The 16,122-nt window shown below is 58.3% G+C and carries 13 protein-coding genes; 9 read left to right on the forward strand and 4 right to left on the reverse strand.

What is annotated here, in order from left to right; genetic code table 11:
- Positions 1 to 34 precede the first annotated feature (34 nt).
- From GPK39_RS03415 to ettA, 3 genes are all read left to right on the forward strand, one after another.
- Positions 35 to 313, forward strand: a complete 279-nt coding sequence (locus tag GPK39_RS03415) for an autorepressor SdpR family transcription factor (protein WP_022094448.1) — start codon at positions 35 to 37, stop codon at positions 311 to 313.
- On the forward strand, positions 306 to 1,010 hold the full coding sequence (locus tag GPK39_RS03420; RefSeq protein ID WP_215673809.1) for an SdpI family protein: 705 nt from the start codon (positions 306 to 308) through the stop codon (positions 1,008 to 1,010). The genes GPK39_RS03415 and GPK39_RS03420 overlap by 8 nt, the downstream gene beginning before the upstream one ends.
- A gap of 184 nt (positions 1,011 to 1,194) precedes the next feature.
- Positions 1,195 to 2,874, forward strand: coding sequence for an energy-dependent translational throttle protein EttA (gene ettA, locus GPK39_RS03425; RefSeq protein ID WP_055251458.1), 1,680 nt, complete (start codon positions 1,195 to 1,197; stop codon positions 2,872 to 2,874).
- 220 nt (positions 2,875 to 3,094) lie between these two features.
- Here the strand turns inward: ettA and GPK39_RS03430 are convergent, their stop codons facing one another.
- Positions 3,095 to 4,402: a hypothetical protein gene (locus GPK39_RS03430; RefSeq protein ID WP_215673812.1), complete on the reverse strand. Its 1,308-nt coding sequence runs from the start codon at positions 4,400 to 4,402 to the stop codon at positions 3,095 to 3,097.
- A gap of 138 nt (positions 4,403 to 4,540) precedes the next feature.
- Entirely contained in the window at positions 4,541 to 5,494 is a 954-nt protein-coding gene (locus tag GPK39_RS03435; RefSeq protein ID WP_161144876.1) for a hypothetical protein, read from the reverse strand.
- Positions 5,495 to 5,987: 493 nt separating this feature from the next.
- On the opposite strand from GPK39_RS03435, the gene GPK39_RS03440 reads away from it, so the two are divergent.
- The 3 genes from GPK39_RS03440 to GPK39_RS09720 are packed head-to-tail and all read left to right on the forward strand — an operon-like array spanning position 5,988 to position 9,732.
- Positions 5,988 to 6,269 carry a DUF2087 domain-containing protein gene (locus GPK39_RS03440; RefSeq protein WP_196022588.1) on the forward strand — a complete coding sequence of 94 codons (282 nt, stop codon included), beginning with the start codon at positions 5,988 to 5,990 and terminating at the stop codon, positions 6,267 to 6,269.
- Positions 6,247 to 7,431 carry an MFS transporter gene (locus GPK39_RS03445; RefSeq protein ID WP_215673814.1) on the forward strand — a complete coding sequence of 395 codons (1,185 nt, stop codon included), beginning with the start codon at positions 6,247 to 6,249 and terminating at the stop codon, positions 7,429 to 7,431. Before GPK39_RS03440 ends, GPK39_RS03445 begins: the two co-directional genes overlap by 23 nt.
- Before the next feature lie 48 nt (positions 7,432 to 7,479).
- Positions 7,480 to 9,732 carry a B12-binding domain-containing radical SAM protein gene (locus GPK39_RS09720; RefSeq protein WP_215673816.1) on the forward strand — a complete coding sequence of 751 codons (2,253 nt, stop codon included), beginning with the start codon at positions 7,480 to 7,482 and terminating at the stop codon, positions 9,730 to 9,732.
- A 186-nt stretch (positions 9,733 to 9,918) separates the two neighbouring features.
- On the opposite strand, the gene GPK39_RS03455 is transcribed toward GPK39_RS09720, so the two are convergent.
- The gene (locus GPK39_RS03455; RefSeq protein ID WP_338404386.1) at positions 9,919 to 10,713 is read right to left on the reverse strand and encodes an IS30 family transposase; all 795 of its coding nucleotides are present in this window, start codon (positions 10,711 to 10,713) and stop codon (positions 9,919 to 9,921) included.
- Between the two features lie 145 nt (positions 10,714 to 10,858).
- Between GPK39_RS03455 and istA the strand changes: the two genes are divergently transcribed.
- Together istA and GPK39_RS03465 are read left to right on the forward strand one after the other, a co-directional pair.
- Positions 10,859 to 12,166, forward strand: coding sequence for an IS21 family transposase (gene istA, locus GPK39_RS03460; RefSeq protein WP_338404387.1), 1,308 nt, complete (start codon positions 10,859 to 10,861; stop codon positions 12,164 to 12,166).
- Entirely contained in the window at positions 12,163 to 12,990 is an 828-nt protein-coding gene (locus GPK39_RS03465) for an ATP-binding protein (RefSeq protein ID WP_149926431.1), read from the forward strand. The genes istA and GPK39_RS03465 overlap by 4 nt, the downstream gene beginning before the upstream one ends.
- A gap of 85 nt (positions 12,991 to 13,075) precedes the next feature.
- Here GPK39_RS03465 and GPK39_RS03470 read toward each other — a convergent pair whose 3' ends face one another.
- Positions 13,076 to 13,591, reverse strand: coding sequence for a helix-turn-helix domain-containing protein (locus GPK39_RS03470; protein WP_252204623.1), 516 nt, complete (start codon positions 13,589 to 13,591; stop codon positions 13,076 to 13,078).
- Between the two features lie 510 nt (positions 13,592 to 14,101).
- Between GPK39_RS03470 and GPK39_RS03475 the strand changes: the two genes are divergently transcribed.
- Positions 14,102 to 16,102 (forward strand): NAD(+) synthase, encoded by a 2,001-nt coding sequence (locus GPK39_RS03475; protein ID WP_215673818.1) that lies wholly within the window; start codon positions 14,102 to 14,104, stop codon positions 16,100 to 16,102.
- Positions 16,103 to 16,122: the final 20 nt, after the last annotated feature.

Here is a 16,122-nt window from a genome sequence, read left to right on the forward strand (position 1 = left end):
GTGCGCGTCATGAGAGATGATGAGAGGAGGTCTTATGCCGGGAGAGGGTTTTAAGGCGCTTGCCGATCCAACGCGACGGCGCATTTTGGAGTTGCTGCGCGAGGGCAATTGCACGGCGGGGGAGCTTGCCGAGCATTTCGATATCAGTAAGCCATCGCTGAGCCATCACTTGGCGACGCTCAAAAACGCCGGGTTGGTGACCGACGAGCGCCATGGCCAAAACATCGTATACAGCTTAAACACCACCGTCATGCAGGATTTAATTGGCTGGTTTATGGGCTTTACAAACACTGAAGGTGATAAGGATGAATAACGAGAACAAGGGCATTCACCCCACGGGGGTATCGTCGCGCGTGTGGATTGCGCTGGTCGCTCTTTGCGTCGCCAATGTCGTAGCGCACCTCATGGTGATGCCGAGCTTGCCTGCGCAGATTCCCACGCACTGGGGCGCGAACGGCGCCGTCGACGGTTGGGGTCCTAGCTGGATGGCCTCCGCGCTCGGCGTGCTGCCTCTGGTGCTTCTCGCAATGTTCTGCGTGGTGCCGCGCATCGACCCCAAAGGTGAGGCATATCGAACCTCGGGCAAATTCTACCAGGGCTTCGTAATCGCCTTCACCTTGTTCATGTGCGTCATAAGCTGGCTGGGAGAGCTTACGGTCTGGGGCGTGGTGCCGGCGGTCGGTTCGGTCAACGTGCTGATTTCCGGTGCTATCGGTTTGCTGTTCATCGGCGTAGGCAACTACTTGCCGCGTGTGAAGCAGAACTATACGCTCGGTATCAAGACACCCTGGGCGCTTGCCGATCCCGAGAACTGGCGCCGTACGCAGCGTTTTGGCGGCGCCTGCTTTATGGTGCTGGGTATTGGCCTGATTGTGATGGGCGTGGCAGGCAGCGTGCTTTCGAGTGAAGTCGTCGCTGCGGTGATTGCGGCTCTGGCGTTTGGTTCGGTCGGAGCCGTCTACGTCTACTCGTATCTGTTGTGGCGCAAATCGCAGCGAGCCGCTCGTTAAGGTTGCGGAAAACTAGCGTACGCAGTTCATAGTATGTTCCGGGGGACTTTTCCCAGGTAGTATTAGGGGGTGTGGGCAACCATGCCCCTTTTTCGTTACGTTTCAGAGCTGGTTTTCTCATTTCGTTTCCACTAAAGCGAAACAAGAATAGGGAAACAGCAGGTAGAAAGGATAAAACAGGCAAATGGCGGAGTTTATCTACCAGATGTATCAGGCTCGCAAGGCCCATGGCGACAAGGTAATCCTTGACGACGTGACCCTGAGCTTCTACCCCGGTGCCAAGATCGGCGTCGTGGGCCCCAACGGCATGGGCAAGTCGACCCTGCTCAAGATCATGGCCGGTATCGAGGAGGTGTCCAACGGCGATGCCAGACTTACCCCCGGCTACACCGTGGGTATCCTGCAGCAGGAGCCGCCGCTCGACGACGACAAGACCGTCATCGAGAACGTGCGCATGGCATTTGGCGACATGATCGCCAAGGTCGATCGCTTCAACAAGATCGGCGAGGAGATGTGCGACCCGGATTGCGACATGGACGCCCTCATGGCCGAGATGGGCAAGCTCCAGGACGAGATCGACGCCGCCGACGGCTGGGATATCGATTCCAAGCTCGGCCAGGCCATGGACGCCCTGCAGCTGCCCGATTCCGACATGCCGGTCAACGTGCTTTCCGGCGGCGAGCGCCGTCGCGTGGCCCTGTGCAAGCTGCTGCTCGAGGCTCCCGACCTGCTGCTGCTCGACGAGCCCACGAACCACCTGGACGCCGAATCGATCCTGTGGCTCGAGCACTTCCTGCACAACTACCAGGGCGCGGTGCTTGCCGTCACGCACGATCGCTACTTCCTGGATAACGTTGCCGAGTGGATCTGCGAGGTCGACCGCGGTCACCTTTATCCCTACAAGGGCAACTACTCCACGTATCTGGAGACCAAGGCCGCCCGTATCGAGGCGCAGGGCAACCGCGACGCCAAGCTCGCCAAGCGCATGGAGGCCGAACTCGAGTGGGTACGCAGCTCGCCCAAGGCTCGCCAGGCCAAGAACAAGGCCCGTCTGGCTCGTTACGAGGAGATGGAGGCCGAGGCCCGCGCAAGCCAGAAGCTCGACTGGACCGACATCCGCATCCCCGTGGGCCCGCGTCTGGGCAACAAGGTGCTCGAGGCTCATCACCTGCACAAGGAGTTCGACGGTCGCGTGCTCATCGATGACCTTTCGTTCACCCTGCCGCGCAACGGTATCGTGGGTGTCATCGGCCCCAACGGTGTGGGCAAGACCACGCTGTTCAAGACGATTGTGGGTCTGGAGCCGCTGACTTCGGGCGAGCTCGAGGTGGGCGAGACCGTCAAGATTTCTTACGTCGACCAGAACCGTTCCGGCATCGATCCCGATAAGAACCTGTGGGAGGTCGTCTCGGACGGCCTGGACCACATGATGGTCGGCGAGACCGAGGTTCCGAGCCGCGCTTATGTGGCGAGCTTTGGCTTTAAGGGCCAGGACCAGCAGAAGCGCGCTGGCGTGCTCTCCGGCGGCGAGCGCAACCGTCTGAACTTGGCGCTTACGCTCAAGCAGGGCGGCAACCTGCTGCTTCTCGACGAGCCCACGAACGACCTCGACGTCGAGACGCTGTCCTCGCTCGAAGCGGCGCTGCTCGAGTTCCCGGGCTGCTCGGTGGTCATTAGCCACGATCGTATGTTCCTGGACCGCGTCGCCACGCACATTCTGGCGTGGGAGGGCACCGACGAGAATCCGGGCAACTGGTATTGGTTCGAGGGCAACTTCGAGGCCTATCAGGCCAACCGTATCGAGCGCCTGGGCGAGGACGCAGCCCAGCCTCATCGTATCCACCGCAAGCTCACGCGTGACTAGATCGTTACGCGGTTTTCCAAACCGCGTAACTGCTCGACGCTGCGCGGGCCGCAAGCACCCCATCTTGCCGTTCAAGCCGTCGCTCGCGTACCGAAGTACGCGTCGCTCCTCTTTCACGGCAACCTGGGACTCTTGCGGCCCGCTCGCTGTTGGTCACGAAACATCGATGAATGCTAATAAAAGCGGCTCAAATCCTGATTTTGATTTGAGCCGTTTATCGTTACTGCTCGGGTTCTTCGACCTTATCGATGGTCCAGGCGGCTCCGAGACCGCCGGTGGTGTTGCGGCGGATGCGCACGGTGACTTCGTGCCGCTCGCCGGCCTGCGTGTAGCGCAGGGGGAAGCTTGCGCGGTTTCGCGCGGCCTCGATGGTACCGCGCTCGCGGGCAATCCAGTAGTACTCGCCGACGATGCCGAGCGTGTCGGCGCCGTAGGGGAGATAGGTCGACAGCTGGTGTAGCAATGGGCCGGGGCAGAAGACCTCGGTTGCGAAATCGACGGGGAAATCCTCGGGGATGGCAGGCGCTGCAGGTGCGGGGGCCGGTACTGCAGCGGGGACCGGAGCCGGTGCCGGTGCGGGAATTTGGTCGCAAGCAGCGGCGGGCACGGATTCGATGCAGGGTGCGGGCTCCGGCGTTGCTTCCGGCTTGATCTCGGAATCTGCGGGCTCCACGGTGACGGGCGCGTCTACAGCTGCGGTTTCAACCTCAATCTGCGTCGCGTTCTCGTTCTCGACACTCGACTTTGCCTCGATGGGCGTGGATGCCATGGTGGTGATGCCGGCGTTGGCGTTCTCGGGGTCATAGACGACCGTGAGCGAGATGGCGGGCTGCGGCGTCTCGGGCTCCGGCGCCGACTCGGTAGCGTCTTGATCGGCGGGCTCGTCGGACTGATCGTCCTCAGCCTCGTTGCCAAAGACATCGCTGTTTTGGAACGCAGGCGTCTCGGGTTGGTCAGCAGCTTCTTCGGTTGTCGACTTGGGCGCTTCGTTGAGCTCCGCAGTGGCTTCCTGCTCGGATATGACTTCGGGATCGGTCGTGGCGGTGATTTCGGTGTCGGCTTCTGCCGTTACCTCAATAGCGACTTCGATCTCTGCCTCGGGCTCGGGCTCCGGAGCGACTTCGGCCACGGGCTCGGGCTCGGCGCGCTTAACGTGCTTGGGGCGCACGGCCTTGAGGTCCTTCTCGCCGCGCTTTTTCTTTTTGTAGGACTGCTTGGCACCCTTGGCAGCCTTGGGCTTGTCCTCGCCCTTGGCAAGGGCGGCATCCCAGGCCTCGTTGGCGATGAGCGTGGCATACAGGCGACCGCCCTTAAAGACGGTCAGCCTTATGCAGTCGTCGAGCTCCTCGAGCAGCTCGCGCGTGGACTCGAAGCCCAGGTCATAAGCGGCCATGTCACCAGCAGCGAGCGCCTCCTCGACCTGCGTCATAAACGTTTGCTTGCCGCACCCAATCGCATCACGCAGCAGACGATACAGATAGATGTGGTTGCCCAGCGATAGCGTGGGCTTAACTATTGTCTTGCTCATGGCAAATCTCCTCTTTACACACCAAAGCATCTTACCATCGCGCGGGGCTTGCTACCTCGGCGCCCAAGGCAAACGGGCGCGACCGTTGCCGGTTCGCGCCCGTTATACAGGTCGATTATCTATGAGGGGCAAACGTGCTTAGTTGCCCGATGCCGTGCCTTGGCTCGAGCTGTCAGATGCCGTGCCGGACGCGGTTCCACTCGAGCTGTTCGAGTTGCTGGTGTTGCTGCTGTCTGCTGAGCCCGTTCCCGACGTGGTGTCGCTCGTCTGGTCGCCCGTGCTCGGTTGAGAGCCGTCAGTCGTTTGGCTTGAGTCGGTTGTGCCGGATTGCGTACCGTTGTTGTTCACAGAAGAATCGGCGCCCTGCGACTGATCGGGGGTGTTCGAGGACGAGTCGGTGGATGCGGAGGTGCCCTGCGAGTCGTCCTGCTGGCTTTGCGATTGACCAGTGCTGTCCGCGTCGTGCTCGGTCGTGCGTGACGACAGAATCGGCTCGGGACGCTCGCCCAGACCCTCACCGGCGGTGGTGATAAGGATGGCAGCGGTGCAGGCGATAACCGCGACGATGGCGATGGCGATCGAGAAGATGATGACCTTCTTTTGCGTCTGGCTGCGCTCTGCCGCCGCCTTGGCGCGCAGGCTGTCGGGGGCGACGCGCGCCGTGGTCGCGCGCCCTGCAATCTGGCGCATCTCCTGGGTAGTCGCGGCGCCGCCTAAGTGCTCCTCGGCATTTAATTCAACGGGTTCATAGGCGCCGGCGGGGTAGTCGACGGTGGCGTGCGTACCTTTGAGGGCTTCGGCGCTGGCAGAGATAAAGTGGCGGTAGACCTGCGAGGACACAACGGTGATGACCGAGCTCACAGCGGCACCGATCACCGATCCGGCGATACCGATCTTGGAGGCAAGCGCGACGCTCGTAGCGGCAGCTGCGGCGCCGGCGATGATCTGGGGAATGGAAATGTCGTCAAACAGGCCCTTTTTGGGCGCGATGGCCATGGTCTGGCCGATGGAATGGTTTTCGTGAACGCCGTTGTTGAGCGATGCCGGCGTCATGACACGTGTGCGCGGCGCGTCGGTGTACTTGGTTGTCATACGGGGTCCTCCCGGTGTAAATCTGCTTCGTTTCGTGTAGCCATCAGGGTACCCACCAGATGTGAATCGTACGTGACATTTAACAGATACCATCAACTCATCAAGGGGGCTTGCTGTCTTTGGTGCAATAGCTTGATGCTAAACTGGATTAACGATTGCGAGGTGGTTTACGTGATGTACCCGTATATGACATTCGAAGACGGTACCGAGGTCGTTCATTCTGACCTGATAACAGATGGGGATATCGAAAAGGTTATCGTGCATTTTGAACGACCGACGGTAGAGGGCTTCGACTCCGCTCGCTGTGAGTTGCCTTCCTGTTCGTGGACTGACTGGGAAGGGCATTTTACTCAGAGTGAAAAACGAGCTTTCGAAGAGTGTTTGAGCAAATAATTTAGATTAGTTCGAGTTTAGTTCGAATAAAGAAGCCGAATACGATGACCTAAAGCGTATGCATTTTTAGTATTAGATGCGTATGAAATGGAGGATGTGAATGGATGAGCTAATAGACTTTAAAAAACGATTTCTCAAGAATGGCGAGCTGGTTTCAATTCCAAAAAAGGAAAGCTATAAAAGAATCATGCTGCTATGGGCCGTCTCTTTCTTTGAATTAAATACAAGTTATACGGAGCTTCAGGTTAATCGTGTGCTGTCACAGCTCTATCCTGATTATGCCGTGTTGAGGCGGTACTTGGTTGATTATGGATTCCTATTAAGGGATGAGCGAGGCCTGAAATACGAGGTTAATCCTGATGTTCACGGTATTGAGAGCTAGCCGTCCGGTTCGGGTCCTATATATTGCTAGAGGGATAAGCGAAATAGGCAATTGGTGTGCGAATATTGCTTTGCCAATGCTGATTTACGAGGTAACTCACGATGTTTCTGCAACTGCTTTGATGGTCTGCTGCAGATTTGCCCCCGCTCTGTTTTCAGTTGCGCTCGCGCAGCTGCCTCAGAAGATGGGTATCGGGACACTGCAGGCCATGAGATTGGCAGACTTAATTCGCGCGGGATTATTCGTTTGCTATATTTTTGTTGATAGTAAATGGAGTATGTTTGCTATTACGTGCGCGGTATCGCTTTGCCGAACGGTTGAAATGCCCTGCTTTTACTCGTTGTTAAGAGCCAATACGAATAGTATCAATCGCGACGTAATTAATAATTCGTTTGGGTTTCTGCAGAATTTGATGATGGTTCTGGGGCCAGTTGCCGGCGGTTTTGTTGTCGCTCAATTTGGGGCGGAGGCTGTTCTTGCATTAGACGCGCTTTCTTTTGCCGCGTCGTTCTGGTTGCTGCGAGATGTTCCGTCGGTTATCGAGGTTAATGATAAAGAGGGGATAAGCAAAAATGAAAAAAACTGGACTGCATTTAGTGATCTTAACGCGAAGCACTTGGCAATTGGTTTCCTATTAATCGATATTTCTAGTGGCGTGGCATTCGGCTCTCTGAATTCTCTTTTGCCAGCTATAGCGCAATTGCAATTTGACTCGTCATCGATACAATACGGATTCCTTCAGAGTAGTCTTACAATCGGACTGTTGTTCGGAAATACAATATACGGTCGTTTAATCAGTGGTTCCGATTGCGTTAAATCATATTGTTTTGTGACGTATCTTGCGCTCGGTGCGTATCTGGCGTTTGGCTATCGCTATGCGTCTGGGATATCGTTTATTTTCCTTTTTATCGTCGGTGCCGGAAACGCCATTCAAGATGTGCTTCTCATAACATCGCTGCAGGATTTGGCGAGAGACGGATCTGAATCGATGAGCCTGTTTTCAATTAGGGAGTCTTTGCAATCGGTTGCTGTTGTTATTTCAACACTCCTTGTTTCGCTGTTCACGAGCATCGCGATGTTCTCAATTCTCGTTACAGGACTTGGTGTATTTTCAATTATGATGGTAGTTGTGTTTCAATTGAATTATTTGCGAAAGATGTGACGTTGATATGCCTAAAACGCTTTTAGTATTTCCCCAGGATGGAGTCCAGTGGGGCCGTATCTTGCCTTGCCTGTTTTGAAGTCATATCTTCAAGAGGTTGAACAATACAAAGTTGACATTGTTGACTTAAACGTGGAATTTTACGATGACCTCCTATCTTTTAGACATGTCGAAGAGTGCTGTAAAAGGTATCGGGAATCAAAGGATTCGTTTAGTTCGAATGTTCAATTAACAATCGAGTTGATACAAAAGTCAGCACTTAATGTTGACGAGGCAAAAGATATTTTCAGATCGAAGAGATACTTTAATCTAAAAGAAAGACAATATGCTGAAAACATTTTTAGAAATGCACTCTATATCATAAATCACGTCTCATATGGAGTTAAATACACGTTCAACTCCATAGATCTGCCCTATGATTATTATTCGACACCAGAAATAATGAAATCGCTTGCGGATACCTTGCATAATCCGTTTATTTCCTTCTATGAAACTGCCTTTCTTAAGCGTATTCAGAGGGAAAAAATCGAGTTTATTGGGATTTCGGTGAGCGGCTGTTTCCAATTGATTTCTGCAGTTACGTTAGCGAAACTGATTAAAGAAGAATGTCCATCTGTTAAACACGTCTCATTGGGCGGCAATTACATTACTCGTTTAGCAGATGACTGCATGAAAGAATGGCATCCCTTTTTTGAATACATTGATTCGATAATGATGTATGACGGCGAAGAGCCGCTTGCACGTCTTCTTGAGGCTCTTGACTCTGGTGATGACAATCTCGACTGTGTTCCAAACCTTTGCCATGCTAAAGGTGGAAAGATATATAAAAACCATCGGATTGAGCAAACATTTATCAACGATACAGTTCCCGATTTCGATGGCTTCGCCCTTTCTAAATACTTCATGCCTGAGTTAATATTGCCGGTTTATTCCTCTAGGCAGTGTTTTAATCATTGCGCCTTCTGCACCATTCCCGGTGCTACCGGTGGTTGTTACCGAAAGATGCCTATATCGAGAGTATTTGAAATAATGTGTCGGTTAAATGAAAAATACGGCACGAGAGTTTTCTCTTTTGTGGATGAAACATTCGAAGGCAAAAGAATGGAGCAACTTGCGGATGAAATAAACGCATCGGGAAAAACGTTTTTCTGGCATGGAGAAACGAGGTTCTCTCCAACCCTAAGTACAGACGTTTTCAACAAGATATACCAAAGTGGATGTAGGCAGATTCAGTTTGGCCTCGAGTCATACAACCAAAGAGTTCTTGATCTAATGAAGAAGAACACGAGAGTTGATTGGATTGATCGCAATATCCATGATTGTCTCAATGCGGGTATTCCTGTTCATCTATTCTTTATGATTGGCTTTCCGACCGAAACTAAAGAAGAGGCTCTGAACACCTTAGCTTATACAGAGAATGTTTTGAATTATTCAAAACAGGTATGTGGTGTTCCATATTCCACGAGAGGATTTACGAATTTTGGTCTCGTTATGGGGTCGGATGTTTGGAATCATCCCGATAAGTATGGTGTCTCTGTAATGCCGAAGTCCCAATATGAGGATTTGCGCCTCGAAGTGGATTATGTTTCAGGCACTGGTTTAACTTTAAATGAAGCAAAATCCTTATCTGATGAGCATCATATTGATTTTTATATGCAAGAGGTCATAAACGGTAGCGACACAATTGACTTGCCCCAGCGGCTTCATATTTCAGAGGTGACCTGGATCCTAGATTCTATTCACGCTGTCAGGTATAAGGGACATTTGACCAAAGTAAAGCGACGGCTAACTAGTCTAAATCCAGCTGATCGAATCTGGCTGGATTCCAAGACCTCTGTCGTGCTCGTTGAGCCATTTGCCTACTTCTATAATTCTGAATACCATCATGTCTATGCTGTTTCCCAGTTGGTATACCTTAAGTTGGCCCGTTTATTGGAGGCCGATTGTAGCATTTCTCTTATCCTTGATCAGGGCGACCTCGAGCTGACAAGGGCGATAGAAGAACTGTTGCATTATGGATTGCTGAATACAAATATCGATGCCGATTATGTAATGCACGATAATGGTTTTCAATTGGTTAAAAGTTCGTTTGTGAAAGAAGTCGGACGCTCAAAAGAGGGGTTAAGAGTACTGCTGAGTTGTGCCACCCATAGAATGTGTGCGGTTAATGATTTTTCGTTCGCTTTGCTTTCGTTGTTTGAAAAGCCGATTACTAAGAACGAGGTGCGCGACATTTTGAAAAAAGAGGGACTATCGGCAAGGGTCGATTTCCAGTCTCAGCCGAACACATTAAGCGGATAGGCCGTTCCCGCAGTTAGCCGAACGCCCCCGGTGCCCCTCCCAGGCCCCGGGGGCGGCATTTTCCCAGTTGAAGGAACGGTGGAGATGTGTTTCGATGGGTCCGGTGGCCATGCTCCGCCCTCCGCCCGGCACCTCTTCCCAGACTCAGCCGGACGGTTGGTCCGTCTATTCCGTTTTCCCTTCAGACTAGGACAGCGGGGCATCGCCCCTCTCTGCGCGCGCCCGCCCTATCAGCCCCGGCGTCAGGTCGAGCTCGCCGAGCGGCACGTCCTCCACGCCGTAGGCGTCCAGCAGCGCCGCCGCGTCCTCCCCGAGCATCGCCCTGAAGGCGCGGGCGGGCGTCGTGAAGCCGAGCGCGCCGCGGGGCTCGGAGTTCACGTGCGACATGGCCAGCGCCAGGTCGGCCGGGGAGAGCCGGTCGAACCTGAGGCCGGCGCCCTTGGGCAGCAGCTTCCTTATCTCGACGTGGTTGCGCTCGCAGGCGCCCTTCTGGTCGCTCCGCCTGGGGTCGCAGTAGAACAGCCTCGTCTCGCCGGGCCCCTCGCCGAGCAGCGCCGCGATGGCGCCCTCGTCGGCGAACTCCGCGCCGTTGTCGGTGAGCACGGCGCGGAACACGCGGCGCGCCCCGTCGGCGCCGAGGACCGCCCGGACGCCCTCCAGGGCGGCCGCGACGCACCCGGCGGTCTTCCCGCCCAGCGGCAGCGCGAGCTGCAGCCTGCTGGGGCGGTGCAGCAGCGTGAGCAGGCACGCGGAGTCCTCCCGGGCGCCCTCGACGGTGTCCATCTCCCAGGCCGCGGCGCACGCGTCCTCCCCGAGGGCGAGGAACGCGGCATGCGACCTGCGGGCGGAGTGGCGCGTGGCCGCCCGCCCGGCGGCGCGCTTCCTCGGCCTGTAGCCGACCTTCCGCCTGAGCTCCATGTTCGTCATGCCGTCGTAGCCCGCCGAGACCCAGCGGTAGATGGTCGAGGGAGACAGGTCCACCGGCCCGCTGTTAGCGCCGGGCGATTTTAGCCGCTAATAGCCAAACTATTTTGACCAATCCCGGTCACCGAATAATGGCCACCGTGCCTCCCCGCCGCCACTACGCTGGTGGTGCCAACACGCCGGCGTTAGGAGGACCATTGAGGTGAACGAGAGACACGATGACCTACAGGAGATTATAGACGCGGCGCTCCGGGAGATGGCCGCGGAGGAGGGCGACGGGTTCGACCCGCAGGCATGCAACCTCGCTGAGTTCTGCAGGAGGACGGGGCTCACCCGCTCCCGCGCGAGGACGGTCAGGGCACACGGGTTCAGGGCCCTGCCCCACGGGAACAGCGGGAGGAGGGCCGCGCCGGGCGTGCTCGCCGGCCACACCGGCCTGGTGGACGACCTCCTGCGGAAGGGCGTCACCAACTCGCAGGTGATATTCGAGCGGCTGCTCGGCCAGGGCTACGCCGGCGGCCTCACCACGGTGAAGACCTACATCGCCGCGCACCGGGACCTCGTGCCCGCGAAGAGGCGGCAGGCGGCCCCGCAGGGCCGCCGCGGCCAGCGCTTCAGGACGGCGCCCGGAGAGGCCTACCAGATGGACTGGGGCTTCGTCGCGGTCGAGCGCCCCGGCGGCGAGCGGGCGCGGATCGCCTGCTTCGCCATGGTCTGCCACCATTGCGGGGGCGCCCACGTCGAGTTCTTCCCGAACGCGCGCCAGGAGAACCTCCTCATCGGGATGCTGCACGCGTTCTCGGCGCTGGGCGTGCCCGCGACCGTGCTCACCGACAACATGAAGAGCGTGGTCGTCCGCCGCGATGCCGACGGCCGGCCCGTCTGGCAGGCCGACTACGCCGAGTTCATGGGCGTCGTCGGCTTCCGCACCAGGCTGTGCAGGCCGCGCCACCCCTATACGAAGGGCAAGGTGGAGAGGCTCGTCCGCTTCGTGAAGGGGAACTTCCTCGCGGGAAGGTCCTTCACCGACCTTGACGCCCTCAACCGGGAGGCAGCCCTCTGGTGCGCCGAGCAGGGAGGCCGCTGGCGGCGCGCGGCGGCATGCGTCCCGATGCGCGAGCACGAGGCGGCGTGCTCGGCGAACACCAGGCCGCTCGAGGTCACGGCCGAGGTCGAGCGGTACCTGTGCCCGCGCCGGAAGATCTCCTTCGACGGCTTCGTGAGCTTCGAGGGGCACCGCTACGGCGTGCCCTACTGGTACGTCCGCCGCGAGTGCAGGGTGAGCCGGGAGGGGCGCGTGGTGCACATATACAGCGACGACCTCTCCCGCGAGCTCGTCGCCCACGCCGTCGGCGCCGGCGCCGACAGCTGGTGCGAGGGGCAGTGGGAGACATCGCCGGCGCAGCCCGAGGAGCTGCCGACCCAGCCGGTGGGGACCGTGGTCGAGCAAATCGCCCCGCCCAGGACGAAACCCGGTTTCGAGAGGTTCGACTTCGGGAGGGCCGAATGATGGCGGGCGCGGGGGCGAGCCCCTACGAGCTCGCGAGCGACGCCGCGTCGAGGCTCGGGATCGCCGTCGGGGCGGAGGAGCTCGCGACCCTCGCCTCGGACCTCGACCTCGGCGACGGGGAGATGGCCGCCGTGGCAGCCACCTTCTCCTACCTTGCGGAGAGGAGGAGGCTCGCCTCCATCGAGACGCTGCTGAGGCTGAGCAGGCTGCCCAGGCGCGAGCCCAAGACCTTCGAGGGCTTCGACTTCTCCAGGATCCAGGGCCGGGACGCGGCCGCGCTGGGCAAGCTCCCGTCGCTGGCCGACCTCTACGCGCACCGCAACGTCGCCTTCGTCGGGCCCGGCGGCATAGGGAAGACGCACCTCGCGCAGGCCTACGGGCGCGAGTGCTGCATGCGGGGGCTCAAGACCTACTACATAAAGGCGACCGAGCTCAGGGACAGGTTCCAGAAGGCCGTCCAGCGGGGAAACACCTCGCGGGTCGTCTCCTCGCTCGTCAAGCCGTCGTGCCTCATCGTTGACGAGGTGGGAAGATGCGTCTACGACAGGCCGTGCACCGACCTGTTCTTCGATGTCGTCGACAGGCGCTACGAGAAGGAGGGGCCGAACGCGATGGTCCTCACGAGCAACATCGCCCCGAGCGGGTGGGATGAGTTCTTCACGGGCGACGACACGCTCCTCTGCGCCCTCGACAGGCTGTTCGACAAGGCGTCGGTGTTCGTGATGCGGGGCCCGAGCTACCGCGGCAGGGGGCTTGACACCTACTCGGTGGAGGCCGTCCCCCAGGCGGTGAAGGTGAGGGGGATCCAGCCCGAGGGGATGTAGGGAAGCGATAGGAAAGACATAGATGCGGGCGTGTTGGCTAAAATGGGTCGGCCGGGATTGGTCAATCTCGGCCGACTATATTTGGCTAAATTATTCCGGCGCTAACACCGCCGTTGCGCGCCGCCATCTGCTCGGGCGACAGCCCCCGGCGCAGGCAGTCCCTGATGGCCTCCAGCCTCGCCGCGGCGGCGGGCTCGTCGGCGTCGATCCCGCGCCTGGAGGAGACGAGCACCGAGTCCGCGCACAGCTGCGCGGCGCGGGCCTCGTAGAAGACGTGCGGGCGGCGCTTGCAGCCCACCGCGCGGTAGCGGCCGCAGCCGTTGCAGCAGCGCGGCCACGCCGCCAGGCGCGGGCAGGCCGCCGACAGGTCGGTGCCGGCGTCGACGCGCTCGCCGCGCCTGGGCTTGGGCGCCGTGACGAACCTGTGCGACGACACCTCGGCGCTCACCGTCGAGGGCGACCTGCCCAGCTCCCTCGCGATCTCCCTGCACGAGGCCCTGCGCTCCAGCATCCTCTGGATGGTGTCCCGCTCGTGCCTGGTGAGCCTGCCGTAGGCCCTCGGAACCGCCCTCGCGGCGCCCTTCCCGTTCTTTCCGGACATGGTGTCCTCCGATCTCCCGGGGCCGGCCGGCCCGGCCCTCAGGGTATCGGATTCCCATATTCATCCGTACATGTACGGATGAATATGGGAGGTGTTCGGATGAAGTTGATATTCAAGGGACTATCGGCAAGCGAGGAGCAATTAAACAAGTTGGTTGATAATTGCATGAAAGCAGATATACTACAATTGATTAGATAGAGGAGGTTTCTGCATGGACGTTATTAACAAAGATCTCTTGGAGCAGCTGAAAGAGTTTCAGGAAGAGGGCGTCGTGGTAGAAGTGTTCGACTTTGAGGACTACATGGATAAATTCTGCCATTAGTTTCGGAATTTACTCGCCTCGCTTAAAGGAGAAGTCGATTATCGATTTCTCCTTTTTTAATTAAAGATATTTTTGAACTACATGCTCTTAGCACAGGTTGGCCTCTCAGTAAACTGGGAGGTTGCTTTGGCTAGTTAGAGATATGTGAACGTCCGTTAGACTGAATCTCAGGGTAGAAGGGGCCTCCAGTGTCCAGATCAACAAGGCAATGCTGCGTTTCGGCTAATAAGAACGATGGCTTTTTGCGTGTGGCGGCGGCGTCGCCGCAGATTCGCGTGGCCGATGTCGAGGGCAATGCCGAGGTTGCGTTAGCGGCTGTTCGCGCGGCTGTCGAGCGCGGCGTCCGTGCTCTGGTGCTGCCCGAGCTCAACTTGTGCGGCTATACCGCGGCCGATCTGTTCCATAACCGCACGCTGCTGCATGCCTGCGAGGCTGCTCTGGTGCATATCCTCGATGAGACTCGTGAGCTGCCGATTGTCTTTACCGTTGGCTTGCCCGTTGCGGTGGCAGAAAACATCAACAACTGCGCCGCCGTGTGCTGCGCGGGCGAGCTTTTGGGCCTTACGGCCAAGAAGTATCTGCCCAACTATGGCGAGTTCTACGAGCGCCGCTGGTTTGCTCCGGCGCCCGCAGATCCTGTGTGGGTCGAGTTTGCCGGTCAGGGTCCGGTTCCGCTGGGTTCGGGGCTTGTCTACCGCTGCTGTGATGAGGGTGCTGAGGACCTGGTGCTGGGCGTCGAGGTCTGTGAGGACCTGTGGGTACCTGCGCCGCCCTCGACCGAGATGGCGCTTGCCGGTGCGACGGTGATTCTCAACCCGTCGGCCTCGGACGAGATTATTGGTAAGGCAGATTACCGCCGCAGCCTTATCTCTAACCAAAGCGCGCGCCTGTACTGCGCCTATGCCTATGCGGACGCGAGTGAGGGCGAGTCCACGACCGATATGGTCTTTGCGGGCGAGAACCTCGTCTACGAAAACGGATCTAAGCTCGCCGCCACGAAGCTCCTTACCTGCGATATGGCGGTTGCCGATGTCGACCTCGACCGTCTGGTTGCCGAGCGCCGTCGCTCGACGACGTGGGCGCGCACCGACGATGCGCCGGAGGCCACGACCGTTGAGTTTTCGTTTGAGGGCGTGCTGGCCGAAGAACCTGTCCTGCGCGATGCCTGCGATATCGACCGCGTTTTCCCGCGCGCGCCCTTTGTGCCGGCCGACCACGGCGACTTGGCCGAGCGCTGCGAGACGATCCTCGATCTGCAGACTGCGGGCCTCAAGACCCGCCTTGCCCACACGGGTACCAAGGCTGCGGTTATCGGCCTTTCGGGCGGCTTGGACTCCACGCTAGCGCTGCTTGTGACCGTGCGTGCCTTCGATGCACTGGGGCTGCCGCGCACTGGTATCACAGCCGTGTCCATGCCCGGCTTCGGCACGACGCATCGCACCAAGTCGAATGCCGAGTCGCTCGCTCGCGACCTGGGTGTGAGCTTCCGCGAGGTTTCGATCCACGCGGCTGTGGAGCAGCACTTCAAGGACATTGAGCATGATCCAGCTGTGCAGGACGTGACCTACGAGAACAGCCAGGCGCGCGAGCGTACGCAGATTCTGATGGATCTGGCCAACCAGGCTGGCGGTTTTGTCATTGGCACGGGCGACCTGTCGGAGCTGGCGCTCGGCTGGGCTACCTATAACGGCGACCACATGAGCATGTACGCCGTCAACGCGAGCGTGCCCAAGACGCTTGTGCGCCATCTGGTACGCTATGCCGCCGATGTCTTTGGCGGGCGCATTGCCGAGGTCTTGCTCGATATCCTCGATACGCCGGTGTCCCCCGAGCTTCTGCCGCCCACGGGCGACGGCGAGATTGCGCAGAAGACCGAGGATTTGGTGGGCCCGTACGAGTTGCACGACTACTTCCTCTACTACCTGCTGCGTTTTGGCTTTGAGCCGGGCAAGATCTACCGCATGGCGCTCAAGAGCTTCGAGGGCGTCTACGACGCCAAGACCGTCCACACGTGGCTACGTACGTTCTACCGTCGCTTCTTTGCCCAGCAGTTTAAGCGCAGCTGCCTGCCCGATGGTCCCAAGGTGGGCTCGGTGACGCTCAGCCCGCGCGGCGATTGGCGTATGCCGAGTGACGCTAGCTCGCGTCTGTGGCTTGCGCAGATCGACGCGCTCAATCCAGTTGACTAAGGTTGGCTAAATTGAACCAA

This window comes from Collinsella aerofaciens (assembly GCF_018785245.1).
Taxonomy (GTDB): domain Bacteria; phylum Actinomycetota; class Coriobacteriia; order Coriobacteriales; family Coriobacteriaceae; genus Collinsella; species Collinsella aerofaciens_AD.